Genomic DNA, 17,007 nt, shown 5'->3' on the forward strand with positions numbered 1-17,007 from the left:
GGTGGGGGCGGGCGCGGCTGTTGGCGTGGGGGGGGGGGGGGGGGGGGGGGGGGTGGTGTTGTCGGGTGACAACGGCCCGCGGGGGGCCCCCCCCCCACGCCGTGAAGTCGAACGTCGAGGGGGAGTTGGCGGCCGCCCAGAGGTACGGGTGGGCCTTCGTGCTGCGCTTGCAGTCGCCGCTGGAGCCGATGTAGCTGCCGGCTCCGACCCCGGAGGAGTAGGAGTCGCCGAGGGCCACATAGCCCCCGGCCGCGGTGGGTTGCGCCGCCTGGGCGGTCGCGGCCCCGGTGAGGGCGGCGCCGGCGGCGAGGAGGACGGAACTCAGGAAACCGACAAGTCGGAGACGTCTCATGGAACCTCCTTTAGCAGGATCTCTGCCGTAACCGTGGTAACAGTTACGCGCGTTGACCGGGAGTGTCCATGCCAAGAAATGGCTGACAGTCATTCAAAATCGGACGAAAGTCAGTGGGAACGCCAGTGCGCCCTTGACGCTCCGAGCCGGGCTGGGCCAGATTGAGGCCCGAAGAACAGATGACGGCAAACCAACAAAAACGTGAGACCTGCTTCCAGGTCTTGCCATACGGTTTCAACCGTCAATACCGTCATACATCTCCCGCATCGGTACGTCGGCAAGCGGCTCAGGGGAGGGCTCGAGGCCGCGGCGCACCGGGGCGGGATGCGCGGTAGGGGGGTGCCGTGCTCGGTGACCGCATCGGTGACCGGGCCGTGCCGCGCGGTCGGCTGCCGTTTTTCTTCCGGCGCCGGCAAGCTTTGCCAGCTCATCTGGCACGCACGGAGTAGCACTTCGTCGCGCGCCGTTGGGCGAGAACCCCCCTTTCGAACCGGATACAGAGCCGGACCGCCCCTGGGGCGGGCGGTCCGCCGGACGAGAGGGACCAGACTCATGAGCTCAGTTCTGCAGCCGGCTTCGACGGGCAACGATCCGTCGGCCGACCCGACACCCGCCGGCAAGTACCGGCCCGTCTCCTCGCACCTGGCGATAGCACCGCCGGTGAGCGTGGTCATACCCGCCATGAACGAGGCGGAGAACCTTCCCTACGTCTTCAAGACCCTGCCCGACTGGGTCCACGAGGTCGTACTCGTCGACGGCAATTCCACCGACAACACCATCGAGGTCGCCCGGGAGCTGTGGCCGGACGTCAAGGTCGTCGAGCAGCGCGGCAAGGGCAAGGGGGACGCGCTGATCACCGGCTTCACGGCGTGCACCGGGGACATCATCGTGATGGTCGACGCCGACGGCTCGGCCGACGGCCAGGAGATCGTCTCGTACGTCTCCGCGCTCGTCTCCGGCGCCGACTTCGCCAAGGGCTCCCGCTTCGCCAACGGCGGCGGCACCGACGACATGACCTTCATCCGCAAGCTCGGCAACCGCGCCCTGTGCGCGGTGGTCAACCGCAAGTTCGGCGCCCGCTACACCGACCTCTGCTACGGCTACAACGCGTTCTGGCGGCACTGCCTGGACAAGATCGACCTCGACTGCACCGGCTTCGAGGTGGAGACCCTGATGAACATCAGGGTGGTCAAGGCCGGCCTGAAGGTCCAGGAGATTCCCAGCCACGAGTACCTGCGCATCCACGGCGTCAGCAACCTGCGCGCCGTGCGGGACGGGTTGCGGGTGCTGAGAGTCATCCTCGACGAGCGCTCCAACCGGCGTGCGCTGCGCGGCCGTACGCGCTCGGCGACGCTCGGCCCGGTCGGTTCCGTCACCGCCGTCGCACCGGTGAGCGCCGTGAGTCCGGTGGTCTCCGCCCGGGGGAAGGCGTCTTGAGCGGTACCCGCGCCTCGCTCACGGTCTCCGTGGTGATCTGCGTGTACACCGAGGACCGCTGGGAGGACATCCTCGCGGCGGTCGCCTCGGTGCGGGCGCAGTCCCACCCGGCCCGGGAGACGCTGCTGGTCGTCGACCACAACGAGGCGCTCCGGGACCGGCTGCTCAAGGAGTACAAGGAACGGCAGGAGGTGCGGGTGCTCGCCAACGCGGGCCCCCGCGGCCTGTCCGCCGGCCGCAACACCGGCATCGCCGCCTCGCGCGGCGAGGTGATCGCCTTCCTCGACGACGACGCCGTGGCAGAACGCGACTGGCTCAGGCACTTCGCCGAGGGGTACGCCGACCCGGCGGTCGTCGCCGTCGGCGGGCGCACCGTGCCGATCTGGGCGTCGGGGCGCCGGCCCGTCTGGTTCCCCGAGGAGTTCGACTGGGTGGTGGGCTGCACGTACCGCGGGCTGCCGCCCGGCCGGGTCCGGGTGCGCAACGTGCTGGGCGGCAACGCCTCCTTCCGGCGCGAGGCGTTCGACGCGGCGGGCGGCTTCGCCACCGGCATCGGACGGGACGGCGACAAGCGCCCGCTGGGCTGCGAGGAGACCGAGCTGTGCATCCGGCTCTCCCGCGCCCGGCCCGACGCCGTACTGCTGATCGACGACCGGGCGGTGATCCACCACCGGGTGCCCGCGGCCCGCGAGCACTTCGGCTACTTCCGCACCCGCGCCTACGCCGAGGGCCTGTCCAAGGCCCTGGTGGCGCGCAGCGTCGGCGCGGACAAGGGCCTGGAGTCCGAACGCCGGTACGCCACCCGGGTGCTGCCGGCCGGGGTGGCGCGCGGGCTGCGCGACGCCGTGCTGGCGCGGCCGGGCGGCGCGGGCCGGGCGGGCGCGATCGTCGCCGGGGTGCTCACGGCGGCGGGCGGCTACGTGGTGGGGAGCCTGCGGGCCCGCCGGGGCGGGGCCACGTTCTCGGTGGCGCCGCTCGCTCCTGCCGAGGGGGGCGCGCATGGCTGAGGAGGCCGACGGGGCCGACGCGCGCGTGCCGGTCCTCATGTACCACGCGGTCGCCGCCGAACCGAACGACGCCACCCGCGCCCTGTCGGTGACCCCGGAGGCCTTCGCCGCGCAGCTGGCGGCGATCGCCGACCGGGGCCTGACCCCGATCGGCACGGCGGAGCTGGCCGCCGCCTGGCGCTCCGGGCGCCCGCTGCCGAGGCGGCCCGTCCTCATCACCTTCGACGACGGCTACGAAGGCGTGCACCGGCACGCCCTGCCCGCCCTCGCCAAGCACGGCTTCCCGGCCACCCTGTTCGTATCGACCGGCTGGCTGCGCGGCCCGTACGACACCGGGGGCGCCCTGGACACCATGCTCGACTGGGACCAGGTCCGCGAACTGGCCGCCGCCGGCGTGGAGATCGGGGGGCACAGCCACACGCATCCGCAGCTCGACCAGCTCGGCGAGGAGCGGCTGCGGTTCGAGCTGATCCACTGCAAGGAGATCGTCGCCGACCAGCTGGGCACCGTACCGGCCTCGTTCGCCTACCCGTACGGGTACTCGGACCGGCGGGTGCGGCGGGCGGTGCGTGAGACGGGGTACGCGCAGGCGCTCGCCGTCGGCAACGGCCTGGCCCGCCGCGCCCAGGGGCCGTACGCCCTGCGGCGGGTCACCGTGCGCCGGCGTACGGGGCTCGACGAGTTCGCCCGGCTGGTCGAGGGCCGCGCGATCACCCGGACCTTCGCCGGGGACCGCGTCCTCACCACGGGGTACGCCGTGCTCCGCAGGACCCGGCAGGCGCGGAGGCGGGTGCCGGGGGCCGGTGCCTGAACCGCCGGCCGCCCGCACCGCCGCGTGCCGTCCGTACCGCGTGTGCCCGGGAAACCGGGTGCACGCGGCGGCCGGGTGCCGGATCATGGCGGCATGTCCGTGAACCCGCACGACGCCCTGCCGATCCGGCTCAACGTCGACGACAGCGACTCCCCGTCCGACGTCGTCGACGCGCTGTTCCTCGGCCGCTTCGCGACGGGCGAGCAGCCGTACTCGCACGCGGCGAACATCGACCGCGTACGGTCCGCCGCCACACTGCTGCCGCACGGCGCGCGGGTGCTGCGGACCGCCCGCGACGACGACCGCAGCGCGACGCTGGCGGAGGGCGACGGCTGGACGCTGCTCGTCTCGCGGTGGAACCGGGGCGCCGACGTCACGGTGACGGCGACCAGCGCCGAACTGGCGGAGAAGGTGCTCGGCGAGGCGACGAACGGCGCGGCGGACGAGCCCGAACCGCAGCCGGAGAACGTCACGATGGGCTTCTGGTACGTCTCCCCGCGCCGTGGCCCGCACCGCACCACCCGGCAGATCTCCGCGGGCACCTGGGAGGAGGTCCGCGCCAACTACACGGCGCCGGTCGCGGACGCGATGGACGGCCTGATGAAGACGACCCCGGAGGACATCGCGGGCCGCCTGCTGCTTCTGCACGGACCACCCGGCACCGGCAAGACATCGGCGCTGCGGACGCTCGCCCGGTCCTGGCGGGACTGGTGCCAGGTGGACTGCGTCCTCGACCCCGAGCGGCTCTTCTCCGACGTCGGCTATCTGATGGACATCGCCATCGGCGAGGAGGACGCGGCGGGCAAGGGCCGCTGGCGGCTGCTGCTCCTGGAGGACTGCGACGAACTGATCCGCGGCGAGGCCAAGCACACCGCAGGGCAGGCGCTCTCGCGGCTGCTGAACCTCACGGACGGACTGCTCGGCCAGGGCCGCAACGTCCTTGTCGGCGTCACGACCAACGAGGACCTCGAACGCCTCCACCCCGCCGTCGTCCGCCCCGGCCGCTGCCTGGCCCGCATCGAGGTCGGCCCGCTGACCCGCCGGGAGGCGGTCGGCTGGCTGGGCAGCGAGGCCGCGGGCCGGGAGGAAGCCGTCGGCCGCGAGGGCGCCACCCTGGCGGAGCTGTACGCGCTGCGCCGGGGCACCTCGCCCACCGCGCTGCCGGAGCCGCGGGCCGGTTCGGAGGCCGGGCTCTACCTGTAGCTGCTATAGCTGCTTTGATGGGGGTATGCCCCTATTCGTCGGCACGTCGGGCTGGCAGTACCGGGACTGGCGGGAGGCCTTCTACCCGCCCGGTCTGCCCGTCCGGCTCTGGCTGGAGCAGTACGCGGCCGGCTTCGCGACGGTCGAGATCAACAACGCCTTCTACCGGCTGCCGACGCGCGAGACGTTCGAGGCGTGGCGGGAGCGGGTGCCACCGGACTTCGTGGTCGCGGTCAAGGCGAGCCGCTACCTGACGCACATCAAACGGCTGCGGGACCCCGCGGAGCCGGTCGACCGCCTCATGACCCACGCGGCGGGCCTGGGCGACCGCCTCGGACCGGTCCTGCTCCAACTGCCGCCGACCCTGCGGGCCGACCCGGCCCTCCTGGACGCCTGCCTCGCCTGCTTCCCGCCCGGCACACGGGTCGCGGTGGAACCCCGGCACGTCTCCTGGTGGACGCCCGAGGTCCGGGAGGTCCTGACGTCCCGGGGCGCGGCCCTGTGCTGGGCGGACGTCCGGGCCCGCCCGGTCACCCCGCTGTGGCGCACCACGGACTGGGGCTACGTCCGCTTCCACGAGGGCCGGGCCACACCATGGCCCCGCTACGGCCACCGCTCCCTGTCGACATGGCTCGACCACATCACAACCACCTGGCCACCCGACCAGGACGTCTACGCGTACTTCAACAACGACCGGAACGCGGCGGCGGTGAAGGACGCGCAGACTCTCAGAAGGCTGGCCCAAACGCGCCCCGTAAGGGGCGCGGGGCTGTGTCGATCAGCGGCTCCGCCGCGGGGCGCGACCAGCCACAACGCACCCGCGGACAAGACCGGACCGTAGTCAAAACGGCGCTCATTCCCCGTAGGCCGCCCGCAGGGCATCCCGCACGGCGGCCACCGCATCCGCCTCCGTCACCCCAAGCCTCCGCGCCCGCGCGGCATACTCCTGCGCAGCGGACGCAACCTCCCGGTCCGCCGCAGCCCCCGCCGCAGCGACAAACGTGCCGTTGCGCCCCCGCGTCTCGATCACCCCGTCCCCCTCCAGCGCCCGGTACGCCTTGGCGACGGTGTTCGCGGCGAGCCCGAGGGACTCGGCCAGTCCGCGTACGGTCGGCAGCCGGTAGCCGACCGGCAGGGCGCCCGAGCGCGCCTGGTCGGAGATCTGTGCGCGCACCTGCTCGTAGGGCGGCGCGCCGTCGTCGATGTGGATCTTCAAGGTCACAGGGCGATTGTCCCGTATCCCCGCGAAAATAAGAGGCATCCGACCACCCGCCCGCCGTAGCGTGCGCTCACATGACCGTTCTTGTGCGCGACCTACGCAGCGATGATCCGGCCGATGTCGCGGCCTTCGCCCATGTCCGCCATCTCGCGGTGCCGTTCATCCTGTGGACGCCGGAGGCCATCGTCCACCGGCTCGTCCACACCCACCCGGACGCCCGGAGCCGCTCCCTGGTCGCGGAGGAGGACGGAGAGGTGATCGGCACGGCGCAGATCGGGCTGGTCCACGACAGCCCGGAGCCCGGCCAGGCCTTCCTCAACATCTACGTCCACCCGGAGAGGTTCCGGCGCGGGGCCGGCGGGCTGCTGGTGCGCACGGCCGAGGAGTACCTGGCCGGCGAGGGTGCGACGAAGCTGTACTCCTGGGTGCTGGACGGGCCCGCCAGCCTGGCCTTCGCCGAGCGGCACGGCTACGAGCGGCGGCGCGCCGCGCACTTCCTCCGGCTTGACCTGGCAGGCGCCGCGCTCCCGCCTCTGTGGACCCCTCCCCCGGGCGTCGAACTGCGCACCGCCGCCGACTTCGAAGACGATCCCCGGCCGATGTTCGAGCTGGACGCGGAGACGGTGGCGGACGAACCGAGCGACGTGGACGTCGAGTTCACGGACTACGAGGCGTGGCTCGCGGACACCTGGCGGAACCCGCTGCTGAACCGCGAACTGACGACGGTCGCGGTCGTCGACGGACGCCCCGCCGCGTTCAGCGTCGCCTACACCGACGGCACCCGGTACGTGACCGCGATGACGGGCACGGTGCGCGCCCAGCGCGGCCGGGGCCTGGCCAAGCTCACCAAGACCGACTCCCTGCACCGGGCCCGCGCCGCCGGCTGCACGGTGGCCTTCACGGGCAACGACGCCGACAACGGTCCGATGCTCGCGATCAACAAGTGGCTCGGGTACGAGGTCTGCGCGACGGAGGTGCGCCATGTCCGCGAACTCGGCTGAGCCGCCTTCCCGGGTGGACGTCGTCCTGGTCAAGGCGGGCCGCACGAAGATCCGGTACACGGGTGAGCTGCTGCACGACGACGGCATCCGCCTCGCCGTCCGCGCACCCTGGGCCGGTGACGGCGTCCGCGACTTCGGCTTCGTCCGCTTCGAGGCCGGCGACGTCTTCACCGAGTACTACTGGCGCGACCGGTGGTTCTCGGTGAAGGAGGTCCGCACGGCCGCCGGAGCACTGAAGGGCTGGTACTGCGACATCACCCGCCCCGCCGTCCTGACCGGCACCGAACTGGTCGTCGAGGACCTCGACCTGGACCTGTGGCGCTCCGCGGACGGCACGGACGTACGGCGGCTGGACGAGGACGAGTTCACCGAGAGCGGCCTGGCGGACCGGGACCCCAAGGCCGCTGCCGCCGCCGTGTCCGCGCTGGACGAGCTGGAGCGACTGGCCCGCGGAGACGACTTCACGGACCTGCTGGGGTAGCGCGGGACCCGGCTCACTCGAACATCGCGATCATCGCGTACCGCTCGTCCGCCACCTCTCTCCCCCACAGCGACGGGTCGCCCGACAGCCGCTCCACGCGCACCTGCCCGGTGAGCGGGGCGAGGAGGGCGGTGAGCCGGCCGGCGGGTATGCCGACCGGGGCGGCGGTTTCCCACACCCCTTCGACCAGGACCAGTCGCCCTCCGGGACGCAGCAACTCCCGCCAGTGCCGCAGAACCCGGCCGGGGTCGGGCAGTGTCCACAGCACGTGCCGGACCAGCACGGTGTCGAAGCGCTGCTCGCCCACCGGCGGTGCCGCGGCGTCACCGGCGAGGAACACCGCGTCACGACCGGCCAGTTTGGCCCTGGCCAGCTCCACCATGGCCGGGGACAGGTCGACGCCGGTGACGCGGTGTCCCTGTTCGGCCGCGAGGAGCGACAGGCTGCCGGTGCCGCAGCCCAGGTCGAGGACGTCACCGGCCCGCGGGGGCAGCCAGGACCTCAACCTGGCGTTCCATGCCCGACGCACGTCCGCGTCGCGCAGACCGTGGTCCGGCTCGTCGTCGAAGGCGGCGGCTTCCGCGTCCCAGTCGATACTCAATGCACTTGTCTCGTCACTGTCGTTGACCATGCGCCCAGAGTGACACCCACCACTGACAACGGAGTCGCGGCACGGGAACGTGACAACCGCCACTGACAGGGATGCATCGATGAGTAACTCTCGGGGAAAGGGTCTACCTCCGTGAGAACGCGGAACCCGGTGGATCCGTAAGGAGGCAGCCATGCGCCGTCTGACCGTGCAGAAGCCCCTGAAGAAGACCGACGCCCGCCGAGTCCGCGAGGAGGTCGACGAGCGGCCCTCGGGGCGCCCGGAGGTTCGCAAGGACATCGCGCGCACCTGGTGGCCGGACAGCTGACCGGGCGGGCGCGTCATGAGACGCAGACGTGTCAGGGCAGCCGCTTGCGGTAGTGGACGCGGTCGTAGGGCCCGTCCACTCGGCGTTCCACTAGCTCGTACCCGTACTTCGGGTAGATCTCCTGGTTCTCCCACATCATCGCGCTCGTGTAGAGCCTGACCTCGGGCAGGCCCAGCGCACGCGCGTGCGCGTCCACGAACTGCAGCAGCCGTCGCCCCACGCCCCTGCCGTGGGCGTCGGGGCGGACGGCGATGCTGTCGAGGAAGAGATGGTCCGGCTGCGCCTCCAGGACGACGAGGCCCACCAGGTCCCCTCCGGGTTCGCACGCGACGAACACCCTTCCCGCGGCCACGTTCGCCGCGTGGTCCGCCTCCATGGGCTGCGGCACCACCCCGATGCGCTCGATGTAGGGCTGGTAGGCGGCGTCGGTGACGGCCTTCACCGCGGGTACGTCGTCGGTGACCGCCTGTCGGACCGGTTCGTCTTCCATACCCCGAACGGTAGCTACCTCAGCGCAGCCTGAGCACTCCCTTAACGCGACCATAAGGATCTCCGTCACCCGTCTCCAGCAGGCGATTTCACGGTTTCTTGGGGCTAGTTTGCTGATCACCCCACGGGTTCCGGCCCACGTCCCCACGTCCACCGTGACCGTCTCCAGGAGATCCCCATGCCCGCATCCTCCGCGTCCCGCAGGGCCGCCGCCGTCGCCGTCGCCGGCCTCGCCCCGCTCGCCCTGACCACGCTGGCCGCTGCGCCCGCGTCGGCGCACGGCTCGATGGGCGACCCGGTCAGCCGGGTGTCGCAGTGCCACGCCGAGGGCCCCGAGAACCCGAAGTCGGCCGCGTGCAAGGCCGCGGTCGCGGCCGGCGGCACGCAGGCCCTCTACGACTGGAACGGCATCCGCATCGGCAACGCCGCCGGCAAGCACCAGGAGCTGATCCCGGACGGCAAGCTGTGCAGCGCCAACGACCCCGCCTTCAAGGGTATGGACCTGGCGCGCGCGGACTGGCCCACGACCAGCGTGAGCAGCGGCTCGTACACCTTCAAGTACCGTGTGACGGCCCCGCACAAGGGCACGTTCAAGGTGTACATCACCAAGCCCGGCTACGACCCGGCGAAGCCGCTGGGCTGGGGCGACCTGGATCTGTCCGCCCTGGTGGCCACGGTCACGGACCCGGCGGCCTCGGGCGGTTTCTACACCTTCTCCGGCAAGCTGCCCGAGCGTTCCGGCAAGCACCTGCTGTACGCGGTGTGGCAGCGTTCGGACAGCCCGGAGGCGTTCTACTCCTGCTCCGACGTCTCCTTCGGCGGCGGCGGTGCCGCGGGCGGGGAGGCGGCGAACGGCGAGAGCGCGAACGGCGAGAGCGCGGACGGCGAGAGCGCCGCCGGCACCGCCCCGGCGCCCGAGGCCTCCGTGCCCACCGACGAGCAGCTCGCCGCCGCGGCCGACAAGTCGACGATCGAGCACCGGGGCCACGGGGACCAGGACGCCGGGACCACCACCGACCCGACCGGCCCGGCCGCCGAGGCCGCCGCGGAGCCCAACCAGGTCAAGGCCGCCGGCGGGGGCACCGAGAACCTCGCCGAGACCGGCGGGGACAGCAGCACGCCCTACATCGCCGTCGGCGGTGCCGCCGCCCTGGCCCTCGGCGCGGCCGCGCTGTTCGCGTCGGTCCGCCGCCGGGCGCTGACGAGCGGTGGCCGGCACGGCCGCTGACCCGGGACGCGGGGTCTGTCCGGCGGCTCAGGCCGGACGGACCCCGCCCTGCGTTCCGGGCGACCCGGTCAGCCGAAGACCGAGGCGCAGGTGGTGGGCTTGGCGCGGGCCGGGTCCAGGGCGTTGGCCACCTCGTGGAAGGCGATCCGGTCGAACAGCCCGATCGCCAGGTGCTCGGAGAAGTCGAGGGGGCACAGGTCCTGCAACAGGACGTTGCGCACCCCGGGCCCGCTCAGGTACTGGCTGCGGTACGGCGTGACCACCTCGTCGTACTTCGTGGCGAGGACGGTGTAGCGCACGCCCGGCACGGTGTCGCCGCCCGCGTTGAGCTTGGTCAGGACGTCGGAGCCGACGACCTGGTCGGCGAGGGCGGGGGTGTGCTCGTTCAGCAGGTCCCCGACACCGGGGAAGTACGGCAACAGGTTGGTCAGCCCGGACAGCGTGGTGCCGTGGTTGCTGGGCGCGATGCCGACCAGGGCGTTGACCTCGACGGCCCCGCCGAGGAACTTCAGGTAGTAGCGGGGCATCATGCCGCCCTGCGAGTGGCCGACGAGGTCGGTCTCCGCGGCGCCGGTCGCGGCGAGCACCCGGTCGACGTAGGCGTCCAGTTGCTCCGCCGACTTCTCGACCGGGCCGAGGCCGTGGAAGAACGGGACGCCGGGCAGTTGGCCGTAGTCGAGGGAGAAGACGCAGTAGCCGCGGTTCTTCAGGTAGGGCGCGAGGCCGAGCCAGTTGTCGACGGAGTTCCCGAAGGTGCCGTGGACGAGGACGACGGGGCGGGGGTGGGCGGCGGAGGGCTTGCAGGTGTAGTCGTTCCAGCCGCTGCTGGGCCGTGCGTCGGCGGCGTGGGCGGCGGTGGCGGCGGGGAAGAGGGCGACCGCGGCGGTCAGCAGCAGCGCGGTCAGCGGTCTGAGCAATCGTCTCCAGGGCAGCATCAGGTGATCTCCTCGCGGCTCAAGGGAGTTGCGACAGGGGGTTGCGACAGGGAGTTGCGACGGCAGGACGCCCTGTGATCCGGATCACGGGATGCTGTTCACTCGTCAAGTTACGGGCGAGTAGTGCAAGTGTGAAGTTACGCGTCAGTAAAAACTTCCAGTGATAACCGCAGCCGATGACACCGCAGGTGATAAAGGGTCACCGGGAGCGAGTCACCAGGCGGGCCGCACCGGCCCGCCCGGCGCGACGCGCAGCAGGCGGTCCCGCAGGGCGCGGATCTCGTCCTCGCCGAGCACCTCGACCCACGCGCCCACGGCCTCCGCCGCCGCCGCCTCCGCGGCCCGCGTGCAGGCCCACCCCGTCTCGGTCAGCAGCACCAGCCGGGCGCGCGCGTCGGCGGGATGCGGCCGGCGTTCGGCGTACCCCTTGCGGACCAGCTCGTCGACGAGCTGACTGGCGGCCTGCTTGGTCACCCCGAGGTGCGCGGCGAGGTCGGTGACCGTCGCACCGTCCGGGGCGAGCCGGGTGAACGCGAAGCCGTGCGCGGGCCGCAGCCCCTCGAAGCCGCGGGCGACGACCCCCTCGTGGATGCGCTGCGTGAGCCCGCCGGCCGCGGCGAGCAGGGCGGCGGAGAGGGCCATGGCGTCGGAGTTCTGCACGGGGGCATTGAAACACCCTTGACGTATTGGTCAAGCGGCTTGACCATAGAGCCGAGCAAAGTAGTCAAGCAGGTTGACCACTTCGGCTTCCGCCGGCCGTCGGCTGCGGGTAGTCGGTGGCTGGTCGCGCAGTTCCCCGCGCCCCTTATCGGCGTCCAGGTGACGTCCCTCAAGGGGCGCGGGGCTGTGACATCTGCGGCTCCGCCGCGTGGGCGCGAGCAACCACCACGCACCCGCAGCCGACAACGCACCTCAAGCCCGCCCCCCACTCGCACCCCCAGGAGACCGCCATGCCCGTCGTCCGTTCCTCCGAAGGCGTCACCCACGAGATCCACGGCGCCCGTTTCGTCTCGTACGCCGCTCCCCGCACCGGCAGCAGTCAGCTCTGCGCCTGGCGGGGCGAGATCCCGGCGGGGACGCGGGCGCCGGCGCACACCGTCGACCGGGAGGAGATCCTCCACCTGCTCACCGGCGAACTGCAGATCACCCTCGACGACCGCACCGAGCACGTCACAGCGGGCGACACCGTGATCATCAACCCGGGGGCGACCCTCGCCGTGGAGAACCCCACCGACCGGACGGCGACGACCTGGGTCACCACCTCGGTCGGCCTGACGGCCGAACTGGCCGACGGCACCCTGCTCACCCCGCCGTGGGCCAACTGACCCGCGAGGGCGCCTCAAGCCACCGCCAAGGACCCCGGCATCACCGCCCGCGGCCCGAACTTCGCCCGCGCCCGGTCCGCGACCTCCTCGATCCGGCGGACCTTCTCGTCCACGGGGTCGAAGGTGAGCTGGTGGGAGGCCTGTTCGGCGGGGGCGAGGCCCTCGGCGCGCAGGACGACCGACCGGACCCGGGCGCGCTGGAGGCCGAGCGCCTCGTACATGCCGTACGCGGCCCGCGTCAGCGCCGCCGAGTGCGCGGTCGGCTCCTTCAGGGTGCGGCTGCGGGTGGTGGCCGACCGGTCGGCGTAGCGCACGGTGAGGGTGAGGGTGCGGCACACCTTGTCCACGGCGCGCAGCCGGACGCCCAGTTCCTCGGCGGCCGAGAGCAGGGCGCGGCGGTGCCGGTCGGGGTCCAGCTCGTCGCGGTCGAAGGGGCGGTCGGCGGCAAGGGAGCGGGAGACGCCGTTGGGGACGACCCGGCCGCGGTCGATGCCGTTGGCCTTCTCGTGCAGCTCGCGGCCCGTCTTCGCGCCGAGCAGGCGCTGGAGCGTGGACAGGGGCGCGGCGGCGACCCGGCCGAGGGTGTCGAGGCCGTACTCGCACAGCGTGCGGGCGGTCGCGGTGCCGACGCCGGGCAGCGCGGCGACGGGCTTGCCGGCGAGGAACTCCCGCACCCCGCCCTCGGGTACCGCGCGGGTCAGCCCCGGCCGGGCGTCCCGCAGGGCCATGCGGGCCGGCATCGGGCCCGGCCCGGCGCCGATCACGCAGTCGACGCCGTACAGCGCGAGGGCGCGGACGCGGATCACCGAGGCCAGTTCCACGGCGTCCCGGCCGAAGTACCGCTCGGCGCCGCGCAGGTCGGCCAGCGCGCCGTCGGGTGGCAACGCCTCGACGACCGGCGTGAACTCCTCCAACAGCCCCAGCAGTTGGGGCAGGGCCGCCTCGTACATCGGCGGCAGCTGGAAACGTACGCAGAGAATGGTCATCCCGCACTCCCCGGACTCTGGTGCCACAACTTCCTTCCCACCGCGGGCCCTTCGCCCGCGGGGCGCAGATCGGCCCAGGGGTGCATCTCGTACCCCGTGGACATGCGGATCTTCCGCTGTCCCCCGCCGTCGCCGTCACCGTCGGCGGCCTCGGGACCGGCGCCGGGGGCCTCGGCCAGCCGGGCCGCGACGCCCTCAAGACCCTCCGCGCCCCGCACTTCCAGCAGGTCGGCGAGGTTCCAGGCGGCGGAGCCGACCACGCTGAGGCTGCGCGGGCCGCGCCGCTGCACCACCCCACGCACCAGCAGCAGCCAGGAGTGGAAGACGGTGTGCGCGCAGGCGTCGTGGGAGTCGTCGAAGAAGGCGAGGTCGACCAGGCCGGTGCCGTCGTCGAGGGTGGAGAAGATGACCCGGCGCCCGGAGCGGATCGGCGGTGTCTGGGTGGCCGCCTTGGCACCCGCGACCAGCACGGTCTCCCCGTGCCGGGCCTCGCGCAGCCGCTTGGCCGACACCACGCCCAGCTCGCGCAGGAAGGTGCGGTGGTCGTCCATCAGATTGCGCGAGGCGTCCATGGACAGCACGCCCAGTTCGGCGCTGAGTCTCTCCGCCGAGGTGAGGTCGGGCAGTCCGGCGGGGGCGGTCTTCCGTCCGCCGGCCAGCGGGAGCTGGTCGCCGCGGCCGGCCCGGGCGCCGCGGTGCAGCTCGGTCAGGTGCAGTTGCAGGTCGCGGCGGTTGGCGCCGAACGCGTCCAGCGCGCCGACCTGGGCGAGCCGTCCGGCCAGCGGCCTGCTGGGGCGGGCCCGTTCCCAGAAGTCGAGCAGGGAGGCGTACGGCTGCCCCTCGGCGGCCCGTTCCGCCTCGGCCTCGCTGATGCCGTGCACGTCGGAGAGGGCGAGGCGCAGGCCCCACACGGGGGCGCTCCGCTTGCTCTCGGACACCAGTTCGATACGGTGTGCGACCCCGGACTTGTTCACGTCCAACGGCAGGATCGGCACCCCGCGCCGCCGCGCGTCCGCCAGCAGCAGCCGCTTGGGGTACATGCCGGGGTCGTGGGTGAGCAGGCCCGCGTAGAAGGCGGCCGGGTGGTGGGCCTTCAGCCACGCCGACTGGTACGTCGGCACCGCGAAGGCGACCGCGTGCGCCTTGCAGAAGCCGTACGAGCCGAAGGCCTCGATGATCTCCCAGGTGCGCTGAATCGTTTCCGCGCCGTACCCGTGCTCCGCCGCGTGCTGGGCGAACCACACCTTGATCCGCCCCTGCGACTCCGGGTCGGAAAGGCCGCGCCGCACCCGGTCCGCCTCGCCGCGTCCGCAGCCGGTCATGATGTCGACGATGTCGATGATCTGCTCGTGGAAGACGACGACCCCGTACGTCCCCTCCAGCGGCTCCGCCAGGTCCTCGTGCGGGTAGCGCACCGGCGCCCGCCCGTGCCGGGCCTCGATGAACGGCCGCACCATGTCGGCGGCGACCGGACCGGGGCGGAAGAGCGAGATGTCGACCACGAGGTCGTGGAAGGTGGCCGGCTGGAGCCTGCCGACCAGGTCCCGCTGCCCCGGCGACTCGATCTGGAAGCAGCCCAGCGTCTCGGCGGAGCGGATCATCCGGTACGTCGCCGGGTCGCCCTCCGGTACGGCGTCCAGGTCGACCTCGGTGCCCGTCGCCCGCTTCACCTCGGCGACCGCGTGCGCCATCGCCGACTGCATCCGCACGCCGAGCACGTCCAGCTTGAGCAGCCCGAGGTCCTCCACGTCGTCCTTGTCGAACTGCGCCATCGGGAAACCCTCGCCGCTGGTCGGCATGACCGGCGTACGGGAGAGCAGGGAGGCGTCGGACAGCAGGACGCCGCAGGGGTGCATGGCGATGCCGCGCGGGAGGGCGTCGAGGCCCTCGACCAGCTCCCAGAACTTGCCGTACCTCCCCCCTCCGTCCCGGCGGGACTCCTCCGCCAGCTCCCTCAGCTCGGGCAGCTCCTCCAGCGCGGCGCGGGCGTCGCGGGCGCGGATGTGCGGGAAGGACTTGGCGACGCGGTCGATCTCGGCCGGGTCCATGGACAGGGCGGCGCCGACATCGCGGACGGCGTGGCGCACCCGGTACGTCTCCGGCATCGCGACCGTGGCGACCCGCTCGGTGCCGAACCGGCCGATGATCGCGCGGTAGACCTCCAGCCGGCGCGCGGACTCCACGTCGATGTCGATGTCGGGCAGCACCACCCGCTCCCTGGACAGGAACCGCTCCATCAGCAGCCCGTGTTCGACCGGGTCGGCGTGCGCGATGCCGAGGAGGTGGTTGACGAGCGAGCCCGCGCCGGAGCCGCGCGCGGCGACCCGGATGCCCATGTGCCGTACGTCGTCCACGACCTGGGCGACGGTGAGGAAGTACGAGGCGAAGCCGTGGTGGGCGATGATGTCCAGCTCGTGGTGCATCCGCTCCCAGTACTCCCGGTGGTCGCGCCGCCGGTCGTAGCCGCGCAGCACCATGCCCGCCGCCGCCCGGGAGGCGAGCGCCCGCTGGGCGGTGCGGCGGCCGGCGCCCACGAGGTGGGGTTCGGGGAAGTGGACGGCGCCCATGCCGAGGTCGTCCTCGGGGTCGACCAGGCACTCGGCGGCCGTCGCCCGGGTCTGCTCCAGCAGGCGGTGGGCGGTGTCACGGCGGAAGCCCGCGGACTCGACGATCCGTTCGGCGGCGTGCCGCATGGCGGCGGCGTCCTTGAGCCACGCCTCACCGGAGTCCAGTTCCCTGGTGGCGTCGATCGGGACGAGGCGGCGGGCGGCGTCCAGGACGTCGGCGACCTGGCCCTGGCCGGGGTCGGCGTAGCGGACGGCATTGCTGAGCACCGGCCGGACCCCCTGCTCGGCGGCGAAGCCGACGGTACGGGCGGCCAGGCGCAGGGAGCCGGGGCCGGTCCCTTCACGGCCGTGCCAGACGGCCTCCAGGCGCAGGGCGTCGCCGTAGACCTCCCGCCAGGGGGCGAGGAGCCTCGCCGCGCGGTCGGGGCGGCCGGCGGCGAGGGCGCGGCCGACGTCGGAGCCGGGGCCGAGCAGGACGGTCAGGCCGTCGGCGTGGTTGTCGGCCCAGGACAGCAGCGGGGTCTCTTCGGCGGTGTGGGCGGCGGAGACGAGGCGGCACAGATCGGCCCAGCCGCGGGCGCCGTCCCGGGCGAGGAAGGTCACCCGCGGGGCCGACTCGTCGACGAAGACGCCGCCGCGCACGGGGGTGCGGCGCCGGTCCCGGCGTACGGAGGTCTCCGTGCGGCCGGTCCCGGCTTCGGGGGCGGCCACCGCCAGGTCCGCGCCGAACAGCGGGCGGACGCCGGCCTTCGCGCAGGCCTTGGCGAAGCGGACCGTGCCCGCGAGGGTGTCGCGGTCGGTGAGGGCGAGGGCGTCCATGCCCCGCTCCGAGGCGCGCTCGGCCAGCCGCTCCGGGTGGGAGGCGCCGTAGCGGGCGGAGAACCCGGAGACGGTGTGCAGATGCGTGAAACCCGGCACACGCACCTCCCGATCTCATGAACCCGACGCCCTGGGCCCTACGCCCTATCGAACGTCTGTTCCCAACTACCTCACCCCCACCATAGACCAAATTTCGAATGTGTGTGCGACATCCGTTCGGCCCCGTCCCA

At 72.8% G+C, this 17,007-nt stretch carries 17 protein-coding genes and 1 pseudogene; 10 read left to right on the forward strand and 8 right to left on the reverse strand.

Annotated features, from left to right (window positions below; translation table 11 throughout):
• A pseudogene (locus tag ACFWR9_RS16295) lies at positions 1 to 352 on the reverse strand (hypothetical protein); the annotation flags it as partial.
• 552 nt (positions 353 to 904) lie between these two features.
• Here ACFWR9_RS16295 and ACFWR9_RS16300 point away from each other — a divergent pair.
• The 5 genes from ACFWR9_RS16300 to ACFWR9_RS16320 all read left to right on the forward strand — a co-directional run bounded on the left by ACFWR9_RS16300 (position 905) and on the right by ACFWR9_RS16320 (position 5,651).
• The gene (locus tag ACFWR9_RS16300) at positions 905 to 1,789 is read left to right on the forward strand and encodes a glycosyltransferase family 2 protein (protein WP_383841801.1); all 885 of its coding nucleotides are present in this window, start codon (positions 905 to 907) and stop codon (positions 1,787 to 1,789) included.
• Positions 1,786 to 2,796, forward strand: coding sequence for a glycosyltransferase family 2 protein (locus tag ACFWR9_RS16305; RefSeq protein ID WP_383841803.1), 1,011 nt, complete (start codon positions 1,786 to 1,788; stop codon positions 2,794 to 2,796). Before ACFWR9_RS16300 ends, ACFWR9_RS16305 begins: the two co-directional genes overlap by 4 nt.
• Positions 2,789 to 3,607: a polysaccharide deacetylase family protein gene (locus ACFWR9_RS16310; protein ID WP_383841806.1), complete on the forward strand. Its 819-nt coding sequence runs from the start codon at positions 2,789 to 2,791 to the stop codon at positions 3,605 to 3,607. The genes ACFWR9_RS16305 and ACFWR9_RS16310 overlap by 8 nt, the downstream gene beginning before the upstream one ends.
• A gap of 93 nt (positions 3,608 to 3,700) precedes the next feature.
• A complete protein-coding gene (locus ACFWR9_RS16315; RefSeq protein WP_383841809.1) occupies positions 3,701 to 4,810 on the forward strand; it encodes a DUF5925 domain-containing protein in 1,110 nt (369 codons plus the stop codon).
• A gap of 25 nt (positions 4,811 to 4,835) precedes the next feature.
• Positions 4,836 to 5,651, forward strand: coding sequence for a DUF72 domain-containing protein (locus tag ACFWR9_RS16320; RefSeq protein ID WP_383841812.1), 816 nt, complete (start codon positions 4,836 to 4,838; stop codon positions 5,649 to 5,651).
• Between the two features lie 12 nt (positions 5,652 to 5,663).
• Here ACFWR9_RS16320 and ACFWR9_RS16325 read toward each other — a convergent pair whose 3' ends face one another.
• Positions 5,664 to 6,032 carry a GntR family transcriptional regulator gene (locus ACFWR9_RS16325; protein WP_383841815.1) on the reverse strand — a complete coding sequence of 123 codons (369 nt, stop codon included), beginning with the start codon at positions 6,030 to 6,032 and terminating at the stop codon, positions 5,664 to 5,666.
• Positions 6,033 to 6,103: 71 nt separating this feature from the next.
• Here ACFWR9_RS16325 and ACFWR9_RS16330 point away from each other — a divergent pair, with 71 nt between their 5' ends.
• Both ACFWR9_RS16330 and ACFWR9_RS16335 read left to right on the forward strand, forming a co-directional pair.
• Positions 6,104 to 7,030, forward strand: a complete 927-nt coding sequence (locus ACFWR9_RS16330) for a GNAT family N-acetyltransferase (RefSeq protein ID WP_383841818.1) — start codon at positions 6,104 to 6,106, stop codon at positions 7,028 to 7,030.
• Positions 7,011 to 7,511: a DUF402 domain-containing protein gene (locus ACFWR9_RS16335; protein WP_383841821.1), complete on the forward strand. Its 501-nt coding sequence runs from the start codon at positions 7,011 to 7,013 to the stop codon at positions 7,509 to 7,511. The genes ACFWR9_RS16330 and ACFWR9_RS16335 overlap by 20 nt, the downstream gene beginning before the upstream one ends.
• Before the next feature lie 13 nt (positions 7,512 to 7,524).
• Here the strand turns inward: ACFWR9_RS16335 and ACFWR9_RS16340 are convergent, their stop codons facing one another.
• A complete protein-coding gene (locus ACFWR9_RS16340) occupies positions 7,525 to 8,142 on the reverse strand; it encodes a class I SAM-dependent methyltransferase (RefSeq protein ID WP_383841824.1) in 618 nt (205 codons plus the stop codon).
• Between the two features lie 151 nt (positions 8,143 to 8,293).
• Between ACFWR9_RS16340 and ACFWR9_RS16345 the strand changes: the two genes are divergently transcribed.
• Positions 8,294 to 8,428, forward strand: a complete 135-nt coding sequence (locus ACFWR9_RS16345; protein WP_019325319.1) for a hypothetical protein — start codon at positions 8,294 to 8,296, stop codon at positions 8,426 to 8,428.
• 31 nt (positions 8,429 to 8,459) lie between these two features.
• Here ACFWR9_RS16345 and ACFWR9_RS16350 read toward each other — a convergent pair whose 3' ends face one another.
• A complete protein-coding gene (locus ACFWR9_RS16350) occupies positions 8,460 to 8,918 on the reverse strand; it encodes a GNAT family N-acetyltransferase (RefSeq protein WP_383841827.1) in 459 nt (152 codons plus the stop codon).
• Between the two features lie 177 nt (positions 8,919 to 9,095).
• On the opposite strand from ACFWR9_RS16350, the gene ACFWR9_RS16355 reads away from it, so the two are divergent.
• Positions 9,096 to 10,145 (forward strand): lytic polysaccharide monooxygenase, encoded by a 1,050-nt coding sequence (locus ACFWR9_RS16355; protein ID WP_383841830.1) that lies wholly within the window; start codon positions 9,096 to 9,098, stop codon positions 10,143 to 10,145.
• A gap of 68 nt (positions 10,146 to 10,213) precedes the next feature.
• On the opposite strand, the gene ACFWR9_RS16360 is transcribed toward ACFWR9_RS16355, so the two are convergent.
• Both ACFWR9_RS16360 and ACFWR9_RS16365 read right to left on the reverse strand, forming a co-directional pair.
• Positions 10,214 to 11,080, reverse strand: coding sequence for an esterase/lipase family protein (locus ACFWR9_RS16360; protein WP_383841833.1), 867 nt, complete (start codon positions 11,078 to 11,080; stop codon positions 10,214 to 10,216).
• Between the two features lie 213 nt (positions 11,081 to 11,293).
• Positions 11,294 to 11,740, reverse strand: a complete 447-nt coding sequence (locus ACFWR9_RS16365) for a MarR family winged helix-turn-helix transcriptional regulator (protein ID WP_383841836.1) — start codon at positions 11,738 to 11,740, stop codon at positions 11,294 to 11,296.
• A 290-nt stretch (positions 11,741 to 12,030) separates the two neighbouring features.
• Between ACFWR9_RS16365 and ACFWR9_RS16370 the strand changes: the two genes are divergently transcribed.
• Positions 12,031 to 12,405, forward strand: coding sequence for a cupin domain-containing protein (locus ACFWR9_RS16370; protein WP_383841839.1), 375 nt, complete (start codon positions 12,031 to 12,033; stop codon positions 12,403 to 12,405).
• A 14-nt stretch (positions 12,406 to 12,419) separates the two neighbouring features.
• Here ACFWR9_RS16370 and ACFWR9_RS16375 read toward each other — a convergent pair whose 3' ends face one another.
• Together ACFWR9_RS16375 and ACFWR9_RS16380 are read right to left on the reverse strand one after the other, a co-directional pair.
• Entirely contained in the window at positions 12,420 to 13,391 is a 972-nt protein-coding gene (locus ACFWR9_RS16375; protein WP_383841842.1) for a hypothetical protein, read from the reverse strand.
• Positions 13,388 to 16,876, reverse strand: coding sequence for a DNA polymerase III subunit alpha (locus tag ACFWR9_RS16380; protein WP_383841845.1), 3,489 nt, complete (start codon positions 16,874 to 16,876; stop codon positions 13,388 to 13,390). The genes ACFWR9_RS16375 and ACFWR9_RS16380 overlap by 4 nt, the downstream gene beginning before the upstream one ends.
• Positions 16,877 to 17,007 lie beyond the last annotated feature (131 nt).

The organism is Streptomyces sp. NPDC058534 (assembly GCF_042717365.1).
Classification (GTDB): domain Bacteria; phylum Actinomycetota; class Actinomycetes; order Streptomycetales; family Streptomycetaceae; genus Streptomyces.

What these genes read in the sequence shown, in the direction of transcription:
- ACFWR9_RS16360 (WP_383841833.1), bottom strand. Translation starts at nt 11,080, where the DNA reads ATGCTGCCCTGGAGACGATTGCTCAGACCGCTGACCGCGCTGCTGCTG.
- ACFWR9_RS16345 (WP_019325319.1), top strand. Translation starts at nt 8,294, where the DNA reads ATGCGCCGTCTGACCGTGCAGAAGCCCCTGAAGAAGACCGACGCCCGC.
- ACFWR9_RS16315 (WP_383841809.1), top strand. Translation starts at nt 3,701, where the DNA reads ATGTCCGTGAACCCGCACGACGCCCTGCCGATCCGGCTCAACGTCGAC.
- ACFWR9_RS16340 (WP_383841824.1), bottom strand. Translation starts at nt 8,142, where the DNA reads ATGGTCAACGACAGTGACGAGACAAGTGCATTGAGTATCGACTGGGAC.
- ACFWR9_RS16375 (WP_383841842.1), bottom strand. Translation starts at nt 13,391, where the DNA reads ATGACCATTCTCTGCGTACGTTTCCAGCTGCCGCCGATGTACGAGGCG.
- ACFWR9_RS16350 (WP_383841827.1), bottom strand. Translation starts at nt 8,918, where the DNA reads ATGGAAGACGAACCGGTCCGACAGGCGGTCACCGACGACGTACCCGCG.
- ACFWR9_RS16300 (WP_383841801.1), top strand. Translation starts at nt 905, where the DNA reads ATGAGCTCAGTTCTGCAGCCGGCTTCGACGGGCAACGATCCGTCGGCC.
- ACFWR9_RS16335 (WP_383841821.1), top strand. Translation starts at nt 7,011, where the DNA reads ATGTCCGCGAACTCGGCTGAGCCGCCTTCCCGGGTGGACGTCGTCCTG.
- ACFWR9_RS16370 (WP_383841839.1), top strand. Translation starts at nt 12,031, where the DNA reads ATGCCCGTCGTCCGTTCCTCCGAAGGCGTCACCCACGAGATCCACGGC.
- ACFWR9_RS16355 (WP_383841830.1), top strand. Translation starts at nt 9,096, where the DNA reads ATGCCCGCATCCTCCGCGTCCCGCAGGGCCGCCGCCGTCGCCGTCGCC.
- ACFWR9_RS16320 (WP_383841812.1), top strand. Translation starts at nt 4,836, where the DNA reads ATGCCCCTATTCGTCGGCACGTCGGGCTGGCAGTACCGGGACTGGCGG.
- ACFWR9_RS16330 (WP_383841818.1), top strand. Translation starts at nt 6,104, where the DNA reads ATGACCGTTCTTGTGCGCGACCTACGCAGCGATGATCCGGCCGATGTC.
- ACFWR9_RS16310 (WP_383841806.1), top strand. Translation starts at nt 2,789, where the DNA reads ATGGCTGAGGAGGCCGACGGGGCCGACGCGCGCGTGCCGGTCCTCATG.